Source organism: Tabrizicola sp. (assembly GCF_041911175.1).
In the GTDB taxonomy this organism is placed as follows: Bacteria; Pseudomonadota; Alphaproteobacteria; order Rhodobacterales; family Rhodobacteraceae; genus Tabrizicola.
Window position 1 is genome coordinate 1 of the sequence record NZ_JAYRPN010000107.1, and the last position, 23021, is coordinate 23021.

The window sequence follows — 23021 nt, forward strand, 5'->3', positions numbered from 1 at the left end:
CGATCTCGCCGCCGAGCAGGCGACCGGAGGCGTCGTAGAGGAAGGCCGAAGAAATGCGGTCCAGCGCGGCCTCGACCTCTTTCGGGCGGTGCGTGACCTCCCGCGGCGGTCGGTTGGGCACGGCAAGCCGGGTGATGCCACGGTCGTTGATCGCGTCCAGCACCTCGCGCGGGTCGCTGGTGCGCAGGATCACCTCGCGCCGGGCAGGCCAGAAGTCGTAGGGCGCATGCGAGCCATAGCTTTGGCCGATGTGGAAGGCGTATATCTCCGGGTAGACGGCCCGGCTGGACCGGCGCCCGGGCTTGACGTCGTAGAACGCCATCATCGCGGATTGCAGCAGATGGGTGGCACCGACGCCGCCGAGGGGTTCGTCGATCACCAGACCGAAGCGGTCCAGTTCAGTCCAGCCGGGGAAGAGATCATCCGCCGTCGCGGCCTGCCCGTCGATGCGGATCTGGAACATGTCGGAGTTGAGCAGAGTGGCCACGTGCATGAGTCTGATCCCTCGCTGACTGGCGAAGGCTACAGGCCTGACAGACGGGCCGCCAGCGGCAATCGACACGCCTCAGCAGCATGAAGCGAGCGCCTCCAGGTGAGCCCAGACGACGGTCTCAGCATGGCGTGGCGTGCCTTTCAGCCGGACTCCGCGCACGGACAGCGGGCAGTCGGGCAGGGCTTGGGACAGATCGGCGACGCGCCGATGTGACAGGTCGTTCCGGGCCGGCGTTTCGGTACCCAAGCCACCGCGACGCCTGCCGCCGCCATTTCCAGGGCGGCCATCGTCAGCGCCGTCTCGGCCCTGGGAAGCGACCTGCTGCGCCACAGCGCAAAGGATGAGCGGCACCGGGGAGCGTGGAAACCCTCGGCAAACTCCATCGCGGCTTGCGATGAAGCAGGTCAGCAGATCGGCATCGTGTTTGAAACGGCCAGCCCTTTCGACACGCCCGCGCGCATGAAGGCTGACCGGAGAAAACCGGAACACCCTGAAGCAGCATTTCAGGGCGCTGGTCGGCGACGGTCATCTGACCTTGAACGGGGCCGGGCGGGGCGCGCCAGAAAAGTGGGAAAGCGACCGCTACCGTCCCGCGCGGGCCCTGGGCAGAGGCGCAGCGGCGTACACTGGCGGCAACATCAAGAAAACAAAACCAGAGATTTGATCGTGTAGATTAAAAAAATATACCAAAGTTTTATTTTTAATGAAATGATAGGTCATCAAGCCTGATTCGCGGTCGATTTGAACCCACCTGCCCCTGCGACCTGTCCAAGACGGCTTGCAAGAAGGACCACACCAACAAAAGGGAGGAAATACCATGAGATTTACCGGGTTCCCTGCGATCAGTGCGTTGGCCATCATGTGTGCCGGCCCCGCCATCGCCCGCGACTTCACCATCGCGGCATGGGGCGGCAACTATCAGGACGCCCAGCGCGCAGCCTATTTCGAGCCCTTCGCCCAGGCGCAGGGTCTGAAGATCATCGAGACCACCTATCTTGGCGGGCTCGCCGAACTCAAGGCGATGAGCGACACCGGCAATGTCACCTGGGACCTGGTGATGATGGGTGGCACCGACGCGCAGCTGGCCTGCGACGAGGGGCTGCTGGAAGAGATCGACTGGGAGGCCCTGGGCGGCGGGGCCGGGCTGCTCCCCGAGGCAGTGCAGGAATGTGCCGCGGGCAACGTGGTGATCGGCAACGGTTTCGCCTACAACGCCTCGGCCTTCCCCGAGGCGCCGAAGGACTGGGCCGACTTCTTCAATCTCGAGAAGTTCCCCGGCAAGCGCGGGATGACCAACAGCCCGACGATGAACCTGGAATACGCCCTGATGGCCGACGGCGTTCCGCTGGATCAGGTCTATGCCGTGCTCTCCACCCCCGAGGGCGTGGACCGGGCCTTCGCCAAGCTGGACACCATCAAGTCCGAGCTGCAGTTCTGGGAGGCCGGGTCGCAACCGGTCGAATGGCTGGTGGCCGGCAACGTGGGCATGAGCACCGCCTACAACGGCCGCATCATCACCGCCAAGAAGGAAGGCAAGCCGCTGGAATTCGTCTGGAACAACCATGTCTACAACATGGATGTCTGGGCGATTCCGAAGGACAGCCCCTACAAGGAACAGTCGGTCGAGTTCCTGAAGATCGCCAATGACGCCGCCGCGCAGGTGAAGTTCTCGGAGAAGATGCCCTACGGGCCGACCAACACCGGCGCCACGGCGATGATGCCGGCCGATGTGGTCGCGAACCTGCCGATGGGCGACAACATCAGCACCGCGCTGGCCTATTCCGACGCCTTCTGGATCGAGAACTACGACGCCCTGAAGGAACGCTGGACCAGCTGGGTCGTCCAGTAACCCCGTCCTGACCATCGAACGATCTTCCGCTGGCTCGCCCTCAGGCGGTGGGCCAGCGCCCTTCCAGGCCCGGAGCTTCCCATGTCCACCGCTCAAGCTACTCCCTATGGCAGCCGGGCCGCAGCGCTTGTGCTCCTGATGTTGCCGGTGGCGTTGTATCTTCTGGTCTTCGTCTATCCGCTGACCTCGATCATCTCGCTCAGCGTGGACAACTCGGGCCTCTCCGAGCGGTTTCAGTCGCTTTCGTCGCTGGGGTCGGAGGCGAGTGCCGACCAGGAAGCGGCCGCGCTGCTGGCCGATTTCCGGGCGATGGACAAGAAGCAGCTGGGCGAAGCCGCGCGGATGCTGAACCAGCAACGCAGCGGTTTCCGGTCGCTGGTGATGAACACCGGCAAGGCTGCCGACGAGATCGCACCGACGATGGCGGCGCTGGTCGCCTTCGACGACCGCTGGGCGGACCGGAGCTATTGGGACATCATCAACGCCAACGCCGCCGGGGTCACCTGGAAATACTACCAGCGCGCCCTCGGCATCAAGGCCGACACCAAGAGCGGCGCCTCGGCGCAGGCGGGCGACGACATGTATCTGCGCGTGATGGGCCGCACCCTGACCATCACCTTCCAGGTCACGATCCTGACCTTGCTGATCGGCTATCCGCTGGCCTATGCCGCCGCGAACGGCTCGCCCCGCGTCAGCACCCTTGTGCTGGCGGTGGTGCTTCTCAGCTTCTGGACCTCGGTCCTGGTGCGCACGACGGCCTGGGTCGTCCTGCTGCAGACCAACGGGCTGGTGAACAACATCCTTGTCGGGCTCGGGCTGGTGTCGCAGCCGGTGCAGCTGATCTTCAACCGCTTCGGCGCGCTGCTGGCGATGACGCATGTCCTGCTGCCCTTCGCCATCCTGCCGATGCTGAACGTGATGCGGACAATTCCCGCCTCGCAGTCCGACGCCTCGCGCAGCCTGGGGGCGGGGCGGATCGAGACCTTCCTGCGCGTCTACTTCCCGCAGTCCTTGCGCGGCGTCGCGGTGGGGGGCGGCACGGTCTTCATCCTGTCGCTGGGCTTCTACGTCACCCCGGCGCTGACCGGCGGGCCCGAGGACCAGATGCTGGCCTGGTTCATCGCCGATTTCGTCAACAAGACGCTGAACTGGGGCATGGCCTCGGCGCTGTCGGTGCTGCTCTTGGGCATGGTCGTCTTCCTCGTCGCGGTGGCGGGGCTGGCCCGCTGGGCCGCGGCGCGACAGAACCGGAGGGATGCGTGATGTCGCGGATCATCTACTGGACCACCGTCGTCTTCTGCACCGGCTTCCTTGCGCTGCCGCTGCTGCTGGTCTGGCCCCTGGCCTTCAACACCAGCTCCTTCCTGACCTACCCGATCGAGGGGCTGACACTGGACTGGTTCCACCAGGTGCTGACCCAGCCCACCTGGGTGAATGCCCTGATGAACAGCCTGAAGGTGGCGGTCGGCGCGATGGTGCTGGCCGTCGTCATCGGCGGGCTGGCCGCGACGGGGGTGATGCTGGTGCCCCGCGCGCTGCAAGTGGTGCTGACCGGGCTCTTCGTGTCGCCGATCATCGTGCCCTCGGTCGTCGTGGGCGTGGCCTTTGCCTATGCCTTCGGCCGCGCGGGGATCGGCGGCGGATATTTCTCGCTGGTGCTGGCCCATGCCGTGCTGGGATCGCCGCTGGTGTTCCTGTCGGTCATCACCTCGCTGCGCGGGCTGGACCCGAACCTCGACCTGGCCGGGGCCTCGATGGGCGCCTCGCGCGGCTATCGCTTCCTGACCATCATCCTGCCGCTGGCCCTGCCGGGCTATGCCGCGGGCGCGCTGTTCGCCTTCATCACCTCGTTCGACGAAGTCGTCGTGGCGCTGTTTCTGGCCGATCCCGGCTCCACCACCCTGCCCATCGCCCTGTTCGCCGGCCTGCGCGACCGCTTGCAACCACCGATCGTCGTCGTGGCCGTGCTGCTGTCGCTGGTGAGCCTGGTGTTCCTTGCCCTTCTCCGCCGCCTGCAGATGCGCGGCTCCGTCCAGAAACCTTGATCAACCAGTCGCGGAACAGCCGGATGTCCTTCATCGAAATCGCCAAGGTCAGCAAACATTACGGGGCGTTCCAGGCGCTTCACGATGTCACGCTCTCGATCCCGAAGGGAGAGTTCGTCACCCTCCTCGGCCCCTCCGGCTCGGGCAAGACGACGCTGCTGAAGGTGCTGGCCGGGTTCGAGCCGGTCTCGGCGGGCGGCATCCTGCTGGAAGGGCGCGACATCACCCGCGTTCCGCCCGAAAAGCGCAACTTCGGGCTGGTGTTCCAGGGCTATGCGCTGTTTCCGCACATGACGGTGCATGACAACATCGCCTATCCCCTGCGCGTCCGCCGCCGCCCCCGCGCCGTGATCGAGGAACGGGTCACGGCGCTTCTGCGGCTGGTGCAGCTGGAACGGTTCGCCGCCCGCAAGCCGCAGGAGCTGTCGGGCGGGCAACAGCAGCGCGTGGCCCTGGCCCGGGCGCTGGTGTTCAAGCCGGATCTCCTCTTGCTGGACGAGCCGATGTCGGCGCTGGACAAGAAGCTGCGCCACGACCTGCAAGAGGAACTGCGCGCCATCCACCAGACGCTGGGCACCACCTTCATCAACGTGACCCACGACCAGGAAGAGGCGATGCACATGTCCGACCGCATCGCCGTGATGAACCAGGGAAGGGTCGAGCAGTTCGACACCGCCCATACGCTGTACCGCAAGCCCGTATCGCGTTTCGTGGCCGAATTCGTCGGCAAGTCGAACATCTTCACCGGCCGGATCAGCCCCGCCCCCGGCGGAAAGGCGGTCTTCATCGGGTCGGGCTTCCAGATGCCCGCCTCCGACTGCCCCGTGGGCGAGGCGCTGGCGCTGTTGCGGCCCGAAGACGTGGAGATCCGGGAAAGCGCACCGACCGACGGGCGCATCGCGCTGCCGGTCACCGTGGTCAGCTCGACCTATTCCGGCGACCGCGCGCTCTACACCCTCGGCGCGGCCTCGGGCGCCCCGATCCTCGCCTATGGCAGCGCCCGGACCGGCGTCCACCCGAACGGCTCCGGCCTGTTCGCGGTGTTCGCCGCCGAGAACGCCATCGTCCTGGACTGAATTTCGAAAGGAACCAACCCCGTGTCCAAGCTGAAACACCTAGCCCCCGCCCAGCCGGTCATCGAGAAGCCCGGCCCCGAGCGCCTGCTCGAAGGCGATCCCGAGTTCCGCTCCTGGCCGTGCAGCGACGAGGGTCCGGTGCAAGCCGGGTTCTGGGCCGCCACCCCGGGCCTGCACCGGATGGACCGCACCGGCGCGGGGATCGAGCATTTCTATCTGCTGGAAGGCGAGATCGAGCTGACCGAGGACGGCCGCGCCCCCCGCAGCTTTGCCGCGGGCGATCTGGTGCGGATCGACCCCGATTTCCAGGGCACCTGGCGGACCATCTCGCCGGTCAGGAAAGTGTTCTTCTACGTCGACCCCTGATCGGGGAACGGGCGCAGGCAACGAGAGAGGCAAGGAATACCATGAAGACCAAACCGTTCTGGTGGGAAGAGGCCGAACCCACGCATGGCGAGCGCCGTTTCGACACCCGCAAGTTCTCGGTCGTCATCATCGGCTCGGGCTACGGGGGCCTCAGCGCCGCGATCACCCTGGCAGAGGCCGGGGTGACGGATGTGGCCGTCATCGACGCGCAGCGGATCGGCGAAGGGGCCAGTTCGCGCAACGGCGGGCAGATCGGATCCGCCGCGAAATTCTCGCTGGACGAGGCCGCGCGCCGGTTCGGCCTGCAGCGCGCGCGCGAGATCCTGGACGACTACGATCAGGCGATGCCCTTCATGCTGAAACGCGCCGCCACCCTGAAGGACGCGTTCGACCTGAACCTCAGCGGCTCGGTGTCGGGGGCGCACAGCTACAAGGACCTCAAGGCCTTCCGCGCCTATCGCGACGGGCTGTCGCTGGACAAGCGTGCAAGCGTCGATGTGCTGGACGCCGATGAGATGCAGGCGGTGCTGAAGACCGACATCTATCGCGGCGCGCTGGTCAAGCATGACACCGGCTCGATCCACCCGGCCAAATACATCCGCGCCCTGGCCAATCGCGCCCGCGAGCTGGGCGTGCGCATCTTCACCGGCTTCCGCTATGTGGGATCGACCCGTGCCTCGGGGCATTTCGACATCCGGGTCGAGGATGTCGAGACCCGCAACACGGTGCAGCTTTCGGCGGAAAAGGTGCTGATGGCGGCCAACGGCTATGTCGACCCTTCGCTGCGCTGGCTGCGGCAACGCACCATCCCGGTGCAAAGCTACATGATCGCGACCGAGCAGCTGCCCTTCGACCAGCTGGAAGAGCTGATGCCCAGGAACCGCGTGGCGGGCGATACCAAGCACATCCTCTACTACTTCCGCCGCTCGCCGGACGGCACGCGCATCCTGTTCGGCGGACGCGCGCGGTTCCAGACCTCGACGGCGGAACAATCGGCAGTCGGCCTGCGCAAGTTCATGCTGCACACCTTCCCCTCGCTGGAGCGCGCCGCAATCAGCCATTCGTGGTTCGGCAACGTCTGCTTTGCCTATGACTTCTGCTCGCATGCCGGGCGGATGGAGGATGGGGTCCACTACATCTCGTGCTGCAACGGCGGGGGCATTTCGATGATGACCTATCTCGGCCACCGCAGCGCCGAGATGATGCTGGAGCTGCCGGGCCACGACAGGGGCATCGTCAACAGCCACTTCCCGCGGCTGTATTTCTACAACGGGAATCCGTGGTTCCTGCCGGTGGTGGGCACCTTCTACCGGGCGCTCGACCGTACTGCGCGCCTCTTCGACAAGGCGGGCTGACAGGCCCATGACCTTGCAGGCAAATCCATTTCCCCTGCCCGCATCGCGGCCGCTGACAGGCGCGCTTCTGATGTGCCTGGCGATGCTGGTCGTGCCGCTGGCGGATGTGGCGGCCAAGGTTCTGGTACAGGGGGGCTATTCCCCCTTGCAGACCACCTTCCAGCGGATGGGCATCGGAACCCTGGTTCTGCTGCCCCTCGTCTGGCGGCGCCGGGAGGAGGTGCTTCCCCACCTCCGGCGCCCCTTTCCCATCCTGCTGATGGGCGGGTCGATCCTGGCCGCGATCACCACCTATGTGCTGGCGCTGGACCACCTGCCCATCGCCAACACGCTGGCGCTCAGCTTCGTGCAGCCCTTCTTCATCGTGATCCTGTCCAGGCTGTTCCTGGGGGAAACCGTCGGCCTGCTGCGCTGGCTGGTCCTGCTGGTCGGCTTTGCCGCCGTCCTGATGATCATCCGCCCGGCGGCCGAGGGGTTTCAGGCCGCCAGCATCCTGCCGCTGCTGTCGGGGGCCTGCATGGCGGTCTATGTCATCACCATCCGCAAGGGGGCGGGGCGGATGTCGGCCCTGTCGGCCACCTTCTACACCCATGTCGTCGCGGCCTCGCTTGCCGCACCCCTGGCGGTGGTGCTGTGGAAAGAGGTCGGGGCCGCGGAATGGCTGCTGATCCTTGAACTGTCGGCCATCGGCCTTGCCGTGCAGTTCCTCATCATCAAGGCCTACGAGCTGGGCGAGGCCTCGCTGATCGCACCGCTCGGCTATGTCGAGATGGTGGGCGCCATCCTCGCCGGGTGGTGGTTCTTCAACGAATTCCCCGACAGCGTGACGATCATCGGCACGCTTGTCCTGATCTGCTGCGCCCTGATGACCATCTGGCAGGGCCGGACCAAATGACACGTTCGAAACACGAAGGGAGGAACGGATGAAGGTTCTGGTCGCGGGCGCCGGCTTGGCCGGATTGAATGCCGCCTGGGAATTGCAGAAGGCCGGGCATGTGGTCGAGGTCCTGGAATCCAACACGCGCGTCGGCGGGCGCTGCTGGTCCGACACCCTGCCCAACGGCGAGATCTTCGAACACGGCGGCGAGTTCATCGACGTGAACGACCACACCCTCCGCCGCCTCTGCGCCGAATTCGGCCTGCCCATCGTCGGGCTGGGCATCAGCTTCGACCGGCGCTGGCAGGTCGACGGCTCGATCATGTCGCCCGAGGTTCTGGGCGACCATATCGCGGCGCTGGCCGCGGCGGCCGAGCGGCTGGCCGCAAGCCGGGGCTACCGCGTCTCGCTGCGCGAGGTCGCGCGCGAGGCCTATGGCCCGGACTATGAAAAGCTGCCCTATTGCCAGAAGCTGTTCGCCACCACGACCTGCGATCCCGACCAGATCAACGGCATCGCCATCGCCCGCATGTTCCAGGGGCACGCCAAGAGCTATGTCGAACATCGCGGCCGGGTGCTGGCGGGCAATGACGCAGTGGCACGGGAAATCCACCGCCGCCTCGGCGATGTGGTGCGCTTCGGGACGCCCGTCGTCGAGGTCCGGCAAGCCGATGGACAGGTGACGATGCGCACGGCCTCGGGCGCCGAGTTCACCGGCGATGCGGCGGTGATCGCGGTGCCCCTGCCCAAGCTGAAACGTCTGATCGCCACGCTGGACCTGCCCGACCTGATGCGCAAGGCCATCGAGGGCCGGGTGATGGGCGCCGCGGCCAAGCTGAACATCGCCGTCAGCGGCGAGGCCCCGCCCAAGGGCATCCAGGCGCCGAACGCACCCTGGTGGTCCTGGAGCACCGCCGCCCCCGAGGGCTGCGACGTGGCACGCGGCAGCCTGACCTCCTACGCCGGGGGGCGGGCGACGATGGCCAGCCTGAAGCTGGAGGAAGGCCCCGGCCACTGGCTGGACCTGACCCGGGCCTATCGCACCGACCTGACGGTCAGCGACGATTGCGTGCTGACGAACTGGGGCACCGAGCCGCATGCCGAGGGCGCCTATTCGATGCCCGGCCTTGACTGGGAGCCGGCGCAGGACCGTGTCTTCGACCAGAAGGCGGGCGCCATCGCCTTCGCGGGCGAGCATACCCGCTTCGCCTCGCTGAACGGCGCGCTCGAGTCCGGCGCGCGGGCGGCAAGGCTCTTGACGCTGATCTGACGGCCTCCCCGCAACCGCAACGGCCGGGGCGCCCCCGCCCCGGCCGTTGATCAGACCCTATGCTGAAAAGCATTAGTTTTGTAGAAACAGATCACCAAGACCATCCGTCGCCCTGCCGACGCGAGGGTATGAGCAGCAAAAGGACCGCCCGTGGCAAATGCAATCGTCGACCCGGTTTCGGCAGGGGATCACAGCGATACCGGCCAGGTTGGCGAGACCCTGCGTCTGCGGCGCCAGATGCGGGGCATGTCCCTGAAACAGGTGGCCGAACCGGCGGGGATTTCTGTCGGCATGCTCAGCCAGGTCGAGCGCGGCCTTGTCGCCCCCTCGATCAAGACCCTGCGCGCGATCTGCGCGGCGATGGACATGCCGGTGAACTGGCTTTTCCACCGCGAGGGAGAGGCCGTGGGCCAGGCGGCGGAATTCGTCGTGCCCGCCAATGCCCGCCGCTCGCTCAGCTATCTGGACGGGGCGCTGATCAAGGAGCTGCTGACGCCGGATACCCAGCCCCGGATCCAGATGCTGCGCTTCGTCATGCGACCGGGCGCCTCGTCGGGCGAGCCTTACAGCAACGCGGAAGGCGGCAAGTGCGGCATCGTTCTTGCGGGTACCCTCGGTCTTGAGCTGAACGGCGTCAAGGTGGTCGTCAACACCGGCGACAGTTTCGCCTTCCCGGCTTCCTCGCTGGTGCGGTTCTGGACCATCGGCGAGGACACCTGCGAAGTTCTTTGGGTCGTTGCGCCGGCGACCGTCTAAGGCAAGGAGGTGCAGGGGTTGTCCCGCGCCTTTGAAAGGCTTCGGTAACGATTGTTGCCGCGTGGGGCCAAGAGAAGGGGGATTTGTCGGCACTGATGGCGCCGGAGCGGCTGGTCGACTGGCGCGTGCGGGCCGAGGCGGAAACGGCAGACCTTCAGGGGCGAACCCCCGCCCGCTTGATCGCGACGCTGGCGGCCCAGCCGATGCTGGGGCGGCGCGGGCCCCCGCAGATCATGTTCGCAATCGCGATCCCCTCGACTGATGCGGAAACCCGGCAGCTCACCCCGGGCCGAAGGTCTGTTCGACGCTCCTTCGGTGCAGCGAATAGGACGCATCGTTGCGCGAGATCAGCGAGTAGAACATCGGCACTACGAACAGCGTGAAGACCGTGCCCACCAGCAGTCCGGTGAAGATCACCAGGCCCATCGCCTGCCGGGCCGCGGCGCCTGCGCCCTCGGCGATGATCAGCGGCAGCACGGCCAGGGCCATCGCTGCCGTCGTCATCAGGATGGGCCGCAGGCGGGTCTTGGCGGCGGTGACGATGGCCTGCCGACGCGACATTCCCTTTTCGCGCTGCTGGTTGGCGAATTCGACCATCAGGATGCCGTGCTTGGTGATCAGGCCGATCAACGTGATCAGGCCGACCTGCGTATAGATGTTCAGCGTACTCATCCCCAGATACAGCGGCAGCACCGCGCCAAAGATCGACAAGGGCACCGACATCATGATGATGAACGGGTCGCGGAAGCTTTCGAACTGCGCTGCCAGCACCAGATAGATGACCACCAGCGCGGCAGCAAAGGCCAGAAGGATGGTGTTGCCCTCGGTCTTTTCCAGCCGGGACTGGCCGGAATAATCGACAAAGAAGCCGTCCGGCAGTTCTTCGGCGGCGATCCGGTCCAGTTCCGCCAAGGCCACGCCCGAGGACAGGCCGAGCATCGGCATCGCCGACAGGGTGGCCGAGTTCAGCTGGTTGAACTGCTCGATGGACGCGACGGTCACGCCGAGATCCAGCGAGACGACCGACGACAGCGGCACCATCGCGCCCGAGCCGGAGCGCACGAAGAACTCGGTCAGGCGTTCGGGATTGTCGCGCCATTCGGCCGGCACCTGGGTGACGATGTCGTAGCTGTTCGAGTCGCGGTCGAATTGCGCAACCGCGCCGCCCCCGACCAGGAGGCCGAGCGTATTGCCGATGTCGCTGACCGCCACCCCCAGATTGGCGGCGCGGTCGCGGTCGATCACGACGCGCACCTGCGGCGCATCGAAGGACAGGCTGTTCTGCACCACCATGAACTTGCCGGACTGCATCGCCTTCAGGCGAATCGCTTCGGCGATCTCGAACACCCGGTCGGGCGAATGGATCGACTGGATCACCATCGAGATCGGCAGGCCGCCGCCCGCGCCGGGCAGGGACGGCGGCGCGAAGACATAGCCCTGCAACCCAGACGCGGTATCGAGAATACCCTGGATCTGCTGCTGGATTTCCGACTGGCTGCGACTACGCTCGGACCAGTCCTTCAATGCCCAGATATAGAAGCCGCTGTTGGTCGCCCCGCCGAACCCCGCGACCGAGAATGAGGTCTGCACCTCCTCGATGCCCTTGGTTCTGGCCGCGATCTCGTTGGTGAAGGCATCGGTATAGTCCAGCGTGGCATAGCGCGGGCCGTTCAGGATGGCGAACAGCGCACCGGAATCCTCTTCGGGCGCAAGTTCGCTGGAAGTATTGACGAACATGAACCCGGTCGCCCCCAGCAGGGTCAGCACCATCAGGATCGTTACCGGCCGGTAGTCCAGCGATGACGACACCCGCCGTTCGTACCAGTTGGACACGCCGTTCAGCACCCGGTCGACAGAGCGCTGGAACCGCCCGGGTTCCCCGTGGGTCAGCAGGCGCGCGGACATGGCCGGGGTGATCGTCAGGGCGACGAGGCCCGAGATGATGACCGATCCCGCCAGCGTCAGCGCGAATTCGGTGAAGAGCGTGCCCGTCAGCCCGCCGGTGAAGGCAAGTGGCGCCAGCACTGCCGCCAGGGTGATGGTCATCGCCACCACCGGGCCGGTGATTTCCTTCATCCCCTGGATCGCCGCCGCGGCCGGGGTCATGCCGTCCTCGATATGACGGTGGATGTTCTCGACCACGACGATGGCGTCGTCGACCACCAGGCCGATGGCCAGCACCATCGCCAGGAGGGTCAAGAGGTTGATCGAATAGCCAAGCGCCAGCATGATCGCGCAGACGCCGACCAGCGACAACGGGATGGTGACGATGGGCATCATCACCGACCGGAACGATCCGAGGAACAAGAGGATCACCACAACCACGATGGCGACCGCCTCGGCGATGGTCTTGAACACTTCCTCGATCGAGGCCGAGATGGTTTCCGTCGAATCATAGACCAGCTTGACGGTCATCCCTTGCGGCAGCGTGGCGCTCAGCAGGGGCAGCTCCGTCAGCACGTTGGACGCCACGTCCAGTTGGTTTTCGCCGGGTGCGGGAACGATGCCGATGAAGGTTCCGGGCTGGCCGTCGAAGGTCACGACCGCGTCCTGCTCGCCCGAGGCAAGCTCGATGTCGGCCACGTCGCGCAGGCGCACGACGCCGTTCTTGCCCTGCACCAAGGGCAATGCGCCAAAGGCCTCTGCGGACTGGATGGTCGATTCCAGCTTCAGCGAATAGGCGAAATATTCGTTTTCGGTCTTGCCGGGGGCCGACAGGAAGTTGGACGACCGGATCGCGGCCAGCACTTCGGAGGCCGTCACTCCGCGCGCCGACATCTCCAGCGGGTCCAGCCACACGCGCATCGCGTATTGCGAAGCGCCCAGGATCTCCATCTGCGCCACGCCGTCGATATTGGTCACGCGCGGACGGACGACACGTTCCAGATATTCGGTCAGCTGCTCTGGCGTCATGTTGGGGTTCTGCACCGCCAGATACATCAGGGCAAAGGTCTGGCCATTGCCCTTGACGATCACCGGGTCGTCCGATTCGGACGGCAGCTGGCCGCGCACCTGCTGCACTTTGGACATCACTTCGGTCAGCGCGACGTCGGGGTCCGCACCCAGTTTCATCTGCACCGTCACCACCGAGGCCGAGGGCCGCGATGCGCTGGTGATGAAGTCGACGTTCTCGGTGGTCGACACGGCGGACGCGACCACAGAGGTGATGAACCCCTGGATCAGATCCGGGGCCGCACCCGGATAGGTCGTGGTCACGGTGATGACCGTTTCCTCCACCTCGGGATACTGGCGGATCGGCAGGTTCATGATCGACGACAGTCCCAGGAACAGGATCAGCGCGGCGAGAACCGTGGAAAGCACGGGTCGACGGATGAAGATCTCGGAGAAATGCATCGCTGTCCCCTCAGTCCGCGGCAGGCGCGTCAAGCGTCACGGAGGTATCAATCGTGACCTTGGCCCCGTCCGTCAGCCGGTTCTGGCCCGAGGTGACCACCTGCTGACCGGGCTTGATGCCTTCGACCACTTCGATCCGGGCCCCGGACCGGCGGCCCAGCTTGACGAAGACCTGATCGACGACCAGCTCACCCTCCGCCTCGCCCGGTTTCACCACATAGACGGAATCGCCGTAAAGCGTGGAACTGACGGCGGTTTGCGGCAGGGCGATCACGCCCTCCTCGGCCGGCAGGGCCACCCGCACGCGCAGGAACTGGCCGGGATACAGCTTGCCCGAGGGATTATCCACCTCGGCCCGCACCGTGATCAGCCGGGAATTGGGATCGACACGGGGCTCGATGGCGATGATCCGGCCCTTGGCGCTCAGATCCCCGACCTCGGTTGCGGCGGTGATCTCGCGGCCCAGTTCCAGCGCGGCGATCTGCTGTTCGGGCACGGTGAAATCGACCCGCATCTGCCCAAGATCCTGCAAGGTGGCATAGATCGTGCCGACCGACACATACTGGCCGACCTCGATCTGCGGGATACCGATCATCCCGGCAAATGGCGCGATCGCCCGCTTGCCGTCCAGCGCGGTCTGCGCCCGCGTCACCTCGGCCCGCGCGCTTTCGGTCTGCGCTTCGGCGGTCTCCACCGTGTTCGCGGCACCGACGCCCCGCTCGCTCAGCGTCTGGGTGCGGCTCAGGTCGGCCAGCGCCACGCCAAGCGCGGCCTGCCCGGCGGCCAGCGCCGCCCGTTCGCTGTCGTCCTTGATCTGCACCAGCGGCTGCCCTTCCGAGACGGCGTCGTTCGGCGCGAACAGGATCTCCTGCACCAGCCCGCCCGATTCGATGGCCAGGTCCACGCCGCGCGCGGCCAGGGCGGTGCCGATGGCGTCGATCCCCGGTTGCCAGGTCACGGCTTCGACCGTCTCGGCAGTCACCGGCACCGGCGGCGGCACCATCCCGGACAGGAACTGCGCCATCATTCCGTCGCGGAAGAACTTGAACCAGACAATCCCGCCAACAACGAGGCTCAGCAGGATGATCGCGATGACAAGCCGCTTGAACATGGGGGAAGGCTCCGTTGTGCGGTCGTCGGGAAGGACCGGTATGACAGGATTTTGTCTGACTGGACTGGATTGTCCGGATAGTCAATTCGTGATGTCCGGTCGACTTCAGACTGACACCGTCAGCCGCGCAGCGCGCGACCGTCGGAGGCAAAGGCGTGGGTCTGGTACAGCTCCAAGGGGGTGTCGATGAAGGGATCGCCATCAACGAATGCACCTTCACCGAAGGAGGGCAGCGGATGAGGAGGCCCTGCGGGGGGAGGCCCCGGAAGCGAACGTCCGCCCGCCTCACTGGTGAGGGGTGTCCACGGTGGACAGATTTTTCGAGACAATGAAATCAATGGGTTGGTCGTGGACGTTAGGGATTTGTTAAGGTCCAGGATGGGCGTTAAGCATTGAGCGTTTTCATGTCACCCTCGGTGGCGGCAACCGTGGCCGCGAGGGCGGGCGCGGCTTATGCAGGGTTAATATACTGTTCAGCCTTGTGGTCTATCCGTAGGTCGAACCCGAGGGAGTCCGTCATGCGACATGAGACCAAGTTTGCGCGCTGGATCAGGTCTGGCGGGAACAGCGCCTTCGTCCTGCCGCTGAACCATTCTGCTGCCCCGGAACTCAAATTCACGGTCGAGCCCGAACGGCTGCTGGACAGCATCATCGACGACGCTCTTGCAACCGGATTGGCGCGGCTGAATGCCTTTCTTCCCACAGGCGTCAGCATCGACATCACTTCGGTCGATCTGACCCCGATCCGGGACGAACTGCGCGAAGTGGTTTCATCCCGGCTGGGCGAAACAGGCGTGCCCGTCAATCCGAACGATCCGGTCATCACGGCAATCCTGAGGCGCTATGCCGAGCGGTTGAACGGCCAGTTCCAGCAGGAAGCGCTCGGCCTCTCCTCCTATGTCTGGCGCAGCAGCGACGATGGCAAAGTGCGCGCCGCACATCGAGAGAACGACGATCAGGTCTTCCTCTGGTCGCAGCCGCCCTTTGGCGGCCACCCCGGAGAAGCATGGAATTGCCGCTGCACGGCGGAGCCGATCATCAATCTTGAGTATCTGCCGGAGGAGAGCGTTTGCGATATGCTGACGGGTGACCGGCTGGCTTTCGTCTTCCCGGAGGCGGAGACAGATACATTGGCCAAGATCGCCCGAGAACTGGATCTTCGGATCATGTCGGGGCAACTTGATTCGCGTGAAAGATTGATCCACTTCCTTGCGCAGATGCGGAAAGAAGCGGGCGACGACGCGAGGCTTGTAGAAGATTTCACCTATAGACCCGCTCGTCTTGTCAGCGTCTACCAGTATTTTTCCGAGAACCCCGATCAAGCCGAGCTCTTTGGGTGGACCGAAGAGCATCCTGCAAATCAGGAAATGATCGCAAATCTGGCGCTTGCAAACCGGAATGGCAACGGCGATGCTGAGAGCGGTGACGGCTGGAGATTTCGGGGCCGCGGGCTATTTCAGCTGACGGGACGCGGCAATTACCGGGCGTTTTCGGAGTGGCATGAAGAAACTTTTCGCGAAGGCATAGATTTCGCCGCTGATCCGGACCGCGCCGCCGAACCAGTCTACGCTGTCAGATCAGCGGTCTACTTCTGGCTGGATCACAATCTGCCCGAACTTGCCAATGCAGGTCTTACCGACGCAGCAACCAATAGCATAACCGAGCGGATTAATCGGCGGACCGATGAAGAGAGCCGCAGCCAGCGCAGAAAGTTCATGCAGCATCTTCGGGATGGCGGACAGTTCGACAAAATCTGTCGGTTTTCGGTCGCCCAGCCAAGGTTCGAGGACGCGGAGTGATGCGGCTTTATGGCTTCTTGCTTGTCTTGTTGGTGGCGCCTTCCCACATTTCTGCGGAAGAGTTGGGACATTTCCAGACACTTTACGACCTTTACAGTGTTTCGACTCGGACGCTGGCCATTCAGTTAGAATCGGTCGATGAAGATGTCCGCTTTGCGGTGACTTTGACTGACCGTGAAACCGGCTTTACGCGCCGCCATGAGTTCGAAGGGCAGGGTTCGAATGATGTGTCACCGTACCTTATGGAAGAGAGGTATGCTTGCGGCGTCGATGTCATCCTATTGACCGTCGAGTATCCCTGGCGCCACGACCTTCCGCAGTATGTGCAGGTTCTTGACACGTTCGCGTTTCGGGATTCGAATTTCGAGTACATCGACGATACGTTCGGGCCACTGACCGATATCGCAATTATGGACAGTTGGAATCCGGACAGAGACTTGGACATGCTCCCGCCGATCCTTGTCGAGTGTCTGCCGGACGGGTCCGAAGTTCCGTTCCGGTTCGTCGAGAACCCGTTGGATCGGTGAACGCGACGGAAGGCCGGAGTAAACCCCGACCGATTCTGGCTCGGAAGGCGGGCAGATTGCCCACCCGTGCGCTCACTCCCCGCCGAACCATTCCTCCACTCTGTCCAGCACGTCGTCGATCAGTCCGGGGCTTTTCGCCTGCGGGCCGGTGAAGCGGAGGATGTAGCCGCCGGGGCAGGCCTCCCGCGTGATCGTCAGGCCCTGGCGCAGCTTCAGGAGCCTGCGGGGGCGGCGGGTGGTGGGGTTGGTGGGCTCTCGCAGCACATCCTGCAGGACGGGGCGGAGGGTGGACCATTGGGTCTCGGACCCCTGACCCTGCACGGGGTGGAGGGTGGCGGTGAGGAGGTCCTCGTGGCCGGATTGCAGGGCGGCGGCGAGGGTGTCGAGCTGGCGGATGGTGAGGAGAGCGGGCGTCGTGAGGAGGGGGGCGAGGGCTTCGACCACGCTCACATGGTTGCGGATGCGGGTGCGGGTGGTGCGGGGTGTCGAAGGGAAGAGGGTGGCGATGGCGGTGTCGGGGGTGTCGAAGTGACCCTCCCCGATGGCGTTGAGGATGAGGGTCGCCTTCTCCCACGGGGTGACGGGTTCGCGGATCTCGTTTTCCGTCACCATGCTGGCGAGGGCCTGGGCGATGCTTTGCGGGGCGCGGAGGAAGGCGGGGATCGTTTCGTGGCCCAGGGCGCGGGCTGCGGTGAGGCGGCGGAGGCCGGAGATGAGGCCGTAAAGGTGGCCGTCTTTGGGCGTGGAGAGTTGCCAGACCTCGATGGGGGTGCGCAGGCCCTCGGTGGCGATGGAGTGCTGGAGGAGGTGGAGGGCGGCGGGGTCCAAGGCGGTGCGGTCGCGCAGGAGTGCGTGGGGGGCGATTTCGGGGATGGGCAGGTCGAGCAGCATCGGGGCCTCCTTCGGGTGGGGAAGGAGGCAGGGGAAAGGGTCAAGGACGGGTGAACGGGGCGGGCGGAGGGGCGGCTACATCATCCACTCGACCGGCAGCCAGGCGAGGAGCGCGAGCATGGCGCGCTTGATGGCGCCGGTGCCGGGCTCTTCGCCGGTGGGGGTGCCGTCCTGGCCGGTCCAGGTGAGGGTGCCGTCGGGGGCGAGGCCGACCTGCCAGGCGGTGCTGGCGGCGCCGCGGTCGAGCGCGTCGGAGATGGCGGCGGCGAGACTGGGGCTTTCGATCCAGAAACCCATCTCGCAGTTCAGCCAGACCGAGCGGGGGTCGAAGTTGAAGGAGCCGACGAAGACGGCGGTGCGGTCGATGGCGAAGACCTTGGCATGCAGGCTGGCGCCGGAGCTGCCGATGAGGCCCAGCGCCTTGCGTTCGGCCTCGGTGCCGGGGTTGCGGCGCAGTTCGTGGATCTCGACGCCGGAGGCGAGGAGGGGCGCGCGGTACTTGCCGTAGGCGGCGTGGACGGGGAGGACGTCGGTGGCTTCGAGGCTGTTGGTCAGCACGCGGACGCGGAGGCCCTGGCGGGCGGCGTAGGCGAGGCGTTCGGTGCCCTGGAGGCCGGGGACGAAATAGGCCGAGATCACGTCGATGGACTGCCGGGCCCGGCCGACGAGGGGGGCAAGCGCGGTGGCGACGAGAGAGCCGGCGGGGGCCTCGCCGAGCGCCTTGCGCGGGTCGTCGGAGAGCAGTGTGACGGGCACCCATTCCAGCGCGAGCGTGTTGGCGAGGAGCGACTGCACGAGGGAGCTGTCGCTGACCGCGCGGGCATAGGCCTCGGCACCGGGACGGGCCCGGGTTTCGGCGAGGGCGGTGTCGAAGGCGGACAGGTCGGCGGGGGCGGTGACGAGGAGGTCCTGCGGATAGGCACTGGCGCTGTTCCAGTAGGCGTCGAAATCCTCGGCGACCTGGGGGACGACGGCGCCGGTGGCGAGGACGTCGAAGTCGGAATACTGCACCTCGGCATCGCGGGCGAAGTAGATGTCGCCGATGTTGCGGCCGCCGACGATGGTGGCGACGCCGTCGACGGTGAAGGACTTGTTGTGCATGCGCCGGTTGATCCGGGGGAAATCCAGCGCGTAGGAGAGGGCACGGGGCTTGCGCAGGGTGAAGGGGTTGAAGACCCGGACCTCGAAACCGGGCAGGGTGTTCAGCGCGGCAAGCTCGGCGTCGAGGCCGGGGGTGCCGTTGTCGTCGACGAGGAGGCGGACGCGCACGCCGCGTTCGGCGGCGGCCCGCATCTCTTGCAGGAGGGGCAGGCCAGTGCCGTCGCGCTGCCAGATGTAGTAGCGCGCGTCGATCGACTGCTGGGCGGCGCGGGCCAGCACCATGCGGGCGGCATAGGCCTCGATCCCGGGCCAGAGCGGGCGGATGCCGGTCAGGCCGGGATGCGCGGCATCGAGCGGCAGGAGCGCCTTGCCGAGAGGGGTTTCCGGGTCGGGCGCGAGGGCGAGGGTTTCGGAGCGCCCTTCGAGGGAAGGCAGGCGGAAGAAGAACCGGGCCAGCGCGATGGCGACGACGACGACGAGGAGCACAAGGAAAATGCGGCGCATCAGATTTCCTCCACTGCGAGGACGCCCTGCATCGCCTTGATCGCGCCCTTGATCTGCGGAGTGACGGGGTATTGGCCGGGGAGGTCGATGTCGATCTCGCGACCTTGCGGGTCAGTGACGCAAAGGGTGATGGCGGCGCGGGTGCGGCCTTCGACGCGTCCCAGAAGCGCGGCGAGCGAGGTTGCCGCCTCGGGCTTCACCAGATGGATGCGGAGGTCCTGCGCCCCGGCGGTGGCGGTGGCGGCGTCGATGGGGGTGATGGCTTGAGCGAGGAGCTTCAGGGTGTCACCTTCGAGTTCGGCTTTCACCGTGAGGACGACGTTCGACCCGGCGTCGAGGAAATCGCGGGAGGCTTCCAGCACCTCGGAGAAGCAGGTGACTTCGTAAAGCCCGGTCGGATCGGAGAGCTGCACGAAGGCGAAGCGGTTGCCGCGGGCGGATTTGCGTTCCTGTCTTGAGGACACACTGCCCGCCAGCTTGGCGATGCAAGGGCCGTTTGCGGCTTTCGCGGTGACTTGCGCGAGGGTTTCGACCCCCTTCTTGCGCAGGGCGGACATGTAGTCATCCAGCGGGTGACCGGAGAGATAGAAGCCGATGGCCTGATGCTCTTGCGCGAGGCGTTCGACGGGAAGCCAGTCGTCGCGGAATGGCAGGCGGGGTTCGGGGATGTCAGCCCCGGCACTGCCGAAGAGCGAGTTCTGGGCGGAAGCCGCGGCCTCATGGATCGCGGCGGAATAGGCACCGAGCGCATCCAGCGCCTCGAACACCCGGGCGCGGTTGGGGTCGAGCTGGTCGAAGCAGCCTGCACGGGCGAGCATTTCCAGCGGGCGCTTGCCGATGCGTTTCAGGTCCACCCGGCGGGCGAAGTCGAAGAGGGTGGCGAAGGGGCGGTCCTGGGTCGAGCCGGCGGTCTGGCCGTGGCTGGCGGGGTGCCCCCCTCCCCCATCCCCTCCCCACGAGGGGGAGGGGAGGCGCGGGGTGTTCGACCCTTGGGCCTGGGGCGTTCCGGGCGTGGTTCTTGCCTGGACGATCAAGTTCATCGCCTCGACGCCGACATTCTTCAGCGCGCCAAGGCCGTAGACGATAGCGCCGTCGCGGACGGTGAAGGTGGCGAGCGAGTCGTTGACGGAAGGCGGGATGGTGACAAGGCCCAGCTTGTCGACCTCGCGCTTGTAGACGGCCAGCTTGTCGGTGAGATGAATGTCGCAGTTCATCACCGCCGCCATGAATTCGGCGGGGTAGTTCGCTTTCAGATAGGCGGTCTGGTAGCTGACCACGGCATAGGCGGCGGCGTGGGATTTGTTGAAGCCGTAGTTGGCGAATTTCTCCAGCAGGTCGAAGACCTCACCGGCTTTCTTGGCGTCGATGTTGTGGGTGACCTTGCAGCCCTCGATGAATTTCGGGCGTTCCTTGGCCATTTCCTCGGCGATCTTCTTGCCCATCGCGCGGCGGAGGAGGTCGGCGCCGCCCAAGCTGTACCCGCCCATCACCTGTGCGATCTGCATCACCTGTTCCTGATAGACGATGATGCCCTGCGTCTCTTTCAGGATGTGGTCGATGGTGGGGTGGATGGATTCCAGGTCGCGCTGGCCGTTCTTCACCTCGCAATAGGTCGGGATGTTTTCCATCGGGCCGGGGCGATACAGGGCCACGAGGGCGACGATGTCCTCGATGCAGGTGGGCTTCATCCGCCGCAGCGCGTCCATCATGCCGGAGCTTTCCACCTGGAAGACGGCGACGGTCTTGGCGGAGGCGTACAGGTCGTAGCTGGGCTTGTCGTCCAGGGGGATCAGGTTGATGTCGAAGCTGATCCCGCGCAGGGCGAGGAGGTCCATCGCATTCTGGATCACGGTCAGGGTTTTCAACCCGAGGAAGTCGAACTTCACCAGACCGGCGGCCTCGACCCATTTCATGTTGAACTGGGTCGCGGGCATGGTGGAGCGGGGATCGCGGTAAAGCGGGACCAGCTGGTCGAGCGGGCGGTCGCCGATCACGACGCCTGCGGCATGGGTGGAGGCGTTGCGGTAAAGGCCCTCGATCTGGGCGGCATAGTCGAGGAGGCGACCGACGACTTCCTCCTTCGCGGCCTCGCGCAGGCGGGGTTCGTCGGCCAGCGCCTTGGTGATGCTGACGGGCTTGACGCCCTCGACCGGGATCATCTTCGACAGCTTGTCGACGTGGTTGTACGACAGTTGCAGCACCCGGCCCACGTCGCGGACGGCGGCCTTGGACAGCAAAGCACCGAAGGTGATGATCTGGGCGACCTTGTCGGCGCCGTATTTACCCTGGACGTAGGTGATGACCTCTTCCCGGCGGTCCATGCAGAAGTCGATGTCGAAGTCGGGCATCGAGACCCGCTCGGGGTTCAGGAAGCGTTCGAAGAGAAGGGCATAGCGCAGGGGATCAAGGTCGGTGATCGTCAGGGCATAGGCGACGAGGCTGCCCGCCCCCGAGCCCCGGCCCGGGCCGACGGGAATGTGGTGGTCCTTGGCCCATTTGATGAAATCGGCCACGATCAGGAAATAGCCGGGGAAGCCCATCTTCTCGATGATGCCGAGTTCGAAATCGAGGCGTTCCTGGTATTCCTGCGGCGTGGCGGAATGGGGGATGACCTTGAGCCGGGCCTGCAGGCCTTCGTTGGCCTGACGGCGGAGTTCCTGAACCTCGTCATCGGCGAATTTCGGCAGGATCGGCTTGCGCTTCGACGCCGCATAGGCGCAGCGTTTGGCGATCTCGACGGTGTTCTCCAGGGCTTCGGGGAGGTCGGCGAAGAGGGCGACCATCTCCGCCTCGGACTTGAAATAGTGCTGCGGGGTCAGGCGGCGGCGGGGCTGCTGCTGGTCGACATAGGCGCCCTCGGCGATGCAGATCAGGGCGTCGTGCGCCTCGTACATCTCGGCCTTGGGGAAGTAGACGTCGTTGGTGGCGACGATGGGCAGGTTCAGTTCATAGGCGAGGTCGATGGCGCCGCGTTCGGCCAGCGCCTCGTGTTCGGGAAGCGCACCGCCGGGGCCGGGGTGGCGCTGGAGTTCGACGTAGAGGCGGTTCGGGTAGATGGTTGCCAGACGCTCCAGGATTGCGCGGGCCTTGGCCTGCTGGCCGGTGGCGTGGAAGCGACCAAGCGGGCCTTCGGGGCCGCCGGTCAGGCAGATCAGGCCCTCGGCGTTCTGGGCCAATTCGTCGAGGGTGACCTGCGGCAGGTTCGCGGCCCCGGTCATCGCCCCGTCGATGTAGAGCCGCGTGTTGAGCCGCATCAGGTTCATGTAGCCCTGCTCATCTTGCGCGAGCAGGACGATGGGCGCGGGAAGGCGGGGGCGTTCGCCCGGCTGGGCGGGATCGTGGGCGACGCTGATCTGGCAGCCGAGGATGGGCTGGACGCCGGTCGCCATCGCAGCAACGGAGAATTCCAGCGCGGCGAACATGTTGTTGGTGTCGGTCACGGCAACGGCGGGCATCCGCATCGCGTTGACAAGGCCAAGCGTCACGTTCCCCTTTTTGTCGACAGCGTGGTGAACCAGCTTCTTCACCGGCACCGCGCCTTCGAGGAGCGAATGTTCGGTATGGGTGCGGAGGTGGATGAATCGGGGAGACGCGCCGGGCATGGACAAGGGTTATCCGGCCCGGCGCGTGCTGTGAAGGGGCGCGGG

The 23021-nt window shown here is 65.6% G+C and carries 17 protein-coding genes; 11 read left to right on the top strand and 6 right to left on the bottom strand.

The window, feature by feature from the left end; translation table 11 throughout:
- Nucleotides 1–493, bottom strand: a 493-nt coding sequence (locus tag ACE3P6_RS14580; protein ID WP_374396327.1) for a hypothetical protein, incomplete at its 3' end; no start/stop codon positions are given.
- 859 nt (nt 494–1352) lie between these two features.
- Between ACE3P6_RS14580 and ACE3P6_RS14585 the strand changes: the two genes are divergently transcribed.
- The 9 genes from ACE3P6_RS14585 to ACE3P6_RS14625 all read left to right on the top strand — a co-directional run bounded on the left by ACE3P6_RS14585 (nt 1353) and on the right by ACE3P6_RS14625 (nt 10087).
- Nucleotides 1353–2342, top strand: a complete 990-nt coding sequence (locus tag ACE3P6_RS14585) for an ABC transporter substrate-binding protein (protein ID WP_374396330.1) — start codon at nt 1353–1355, stop codon at nt 2340–2342.
- A gap of 81 nt (nt 2343–2423) precedes the next feature.
- Nucleotides 2424–3605 carry an ABC transporter permease gene (locus ACE3P6_RS14590; RefSeq protein ID WP_374396332.1) on the top strand — a complete coding sequence of 394 codons (1182 nt, stop codon included), beginning with the start codon at nt 2424–2426 and terminating at the stop codon, nt 3603–3605.
- Nucleotides 3605–4387, top strand: a complete 783-nt coding sequence (locus tag ACE3P6_RS14595; RefSeq protein ID WP_374396336.1) for an ABC transporter permease — start codon at nt 3605–3607, stop codon at nt 4385–4387. Before ACE3P6_RS14590 ends, ACE3P6_RS14595 begins: the two co-directional genes overlap by 1 nt.
- 23 nt (nt 4388–4410) lie before the next feature.
- The gene (locus tag ACE3P6_RS14600; RefSeq protein ID WP_374396337.1) at nt 4411–5463 is read left to right on the top strand and encodes an ABC transporter ATP-binding protein; all 1053 of its coding nucleotides are present in this window, start codon (nt 4411–4413) and stop codon (nt 5461–5463) included.
- Nucleotides 5464–5484: 21 nt separating this feature from the next.
- Nucleotides 5485–5829: a cupin domain-containing protein gene (locus ACE3P6_RS14605; protein ID WP_374396339.1), complete on the top strand. Its 345-nt coding sequence runs from the start codon at nt 5485–5487 to the stop codon at nt 5827–5829.
- A gap of 41 nt (nt 5830–5870) precedes the next feature.
- Nucleotides 5871–7184: an NAD(P)/FAD-dependent oxidoreductase gene (locus ACE3P6_RS14610; RefSeq protein ID WP_374396340.1), complete on the top strand. Its 1314-nt coding sequence runs from the start codon at nt 5871–5873 to the stop codon at nt 7182–7184.
- Nucleotides 7185–7191: 7 nt separating this feature from the next.
- Complete coding sequence (locus tag ACE3P6_RS14615) at nt 7192–8079, top strand: DMT family transporter (RefSeq protein WP_374396342.1); 888 nt, start codon at nt 7192–7194, stop codon at nt 8077–8079.
- A gap of 28 nt (nt 8080–8107) precedes the next feature.
- Entirely contained in the window at nt 8108–9331 is a 1224-nt protein-coding gene (locus ACE3P6_RS14620) for a flavin monoamine oxidase family protein (protein WP_374396345.1), read from the top strand.
- A gap of 150 nt (nt 9332–9481) precedes the next feature.
- Nucleotides 9482–10087 carry a helix-turn-helix domain-containing protein gene (locus tag ACE3P6_RS14625; protein ID WP_374396346.1) on the top strand — a complete coding sequence of 202 codons (606 nt, stop codon included), beginning with the start codon at nt 9482–9484 and terminating at the stop codon, nt 10085–10087.
- Nucleotides 10088–10366: 279 nt separating this feature from the next.
- Here ACE3P6_RS14625 and ACE3P6_RS14630 read toward each other — a convergent pair whose 3' ends face one another.
- Nucleotides 10367–13441 carry an efflux RND transporter permease subunit gene (locus ACE3P6_RS14630; RefSeq protein ID WP_374396349.1) on the bottom strand — a complete coding sequence of 1025 codons (3075 nt, stop codon included), beginning with the start codon at nt 13439–13441 and terminating at the stop codon, nt 10367–10369.
- A gap of 10 nt (nt 13442–13451) precedes the next feature.
- Nucleotides 13452–14552, bottom strand: a complete 1101-nt coding sequence (locus ACE3P6_RS14635; RefSeq protein ID WP_374396351.1) for an efflux RND transporter periplasmic adaptor subunit — start codon at nt 14550–14552, stop codon at nt 13452–13454.
- A 518-nt stretch (nt 14553–15070) separates the two neighbouring features.
- Here ACE3P6_RS14635 and ACE3P6_RS14640 point away from each other — a divergent pair.
- Together ACE3P6_RS14640 and ACE3P6_RS14645 are read left to right on the top strand one after the other, a co-directional pair.
- Nucleotides 15071–16351: a phage minor head protein gene (locus tag ACE3P6_RS14640; RefSeq protein ID WP_374396354.1), complete on the top strand. Its 1281-nt coding sequence runs from the start codon at nt 15071–15073 to the stop codon at nt 16349–16351.
- Nucleotides 16351–16878: a hypothetical protein gene (locus ACE3P6_RS14645; protein ID WP_374396356.1), complete on the top strand. Its 528-nt coding sequence runs from the start codon at nt 16351–16353 to the stop codon at nt 16876–16878. The genes ACE3P6_RS14640 and ACE3P6_RS14645 overlap by 1 nt, the downstream gene beginning before the upstream one ends.
- Before the next feature lie 72 nt (nt 16879–16950).
- Here the strand turns inward: ACE3P6_RS14645 and ACE3P6_RS14650 are convergent, their stop codons facing one another.
- From ACE3P6_RS14650 to dnaE, 3 genes are all read right to left on the bottom strand, one after another.
- Nucleotides 16951–17769, bottom strand: coding sequence for a ParB/RepB/Spo0J family partition protein (locus ACE3P6_RS14650; protein WP_374396357.1), 819 nt, complete (start codon nt 17767–17769; stop codon nt 16951–16953).
- Between the two features lie 75 nt (nt 17770–17844).
- Complete coding sequence (locus tag ACE3P6_RS14655) at nt 17845–19374, bottom strand: phospholipase D family protein (RefSeq protein WP_374396359.1); 1530 nt, start codon at nt 19372–19374, stop codon at nt 17845–17847.
- Nucleotides 19374–22976, bottom strand: coding sequence for a DNA polymerase III subunit alpha (gene dnaE, locus ACE3P6_RS14660; protein ID WP_374396362.1), 3603 nt, complete (start codon nt 22974–22976; stop codon nt 19374–19376). The genes ACE3P6_RS14655 and dnaE overlap by 1 nt, the downstream gene beginning before the upstream one ends.
- Between the last annotated feature and the right edge of the window lie 45 nt (nt 22977–23021).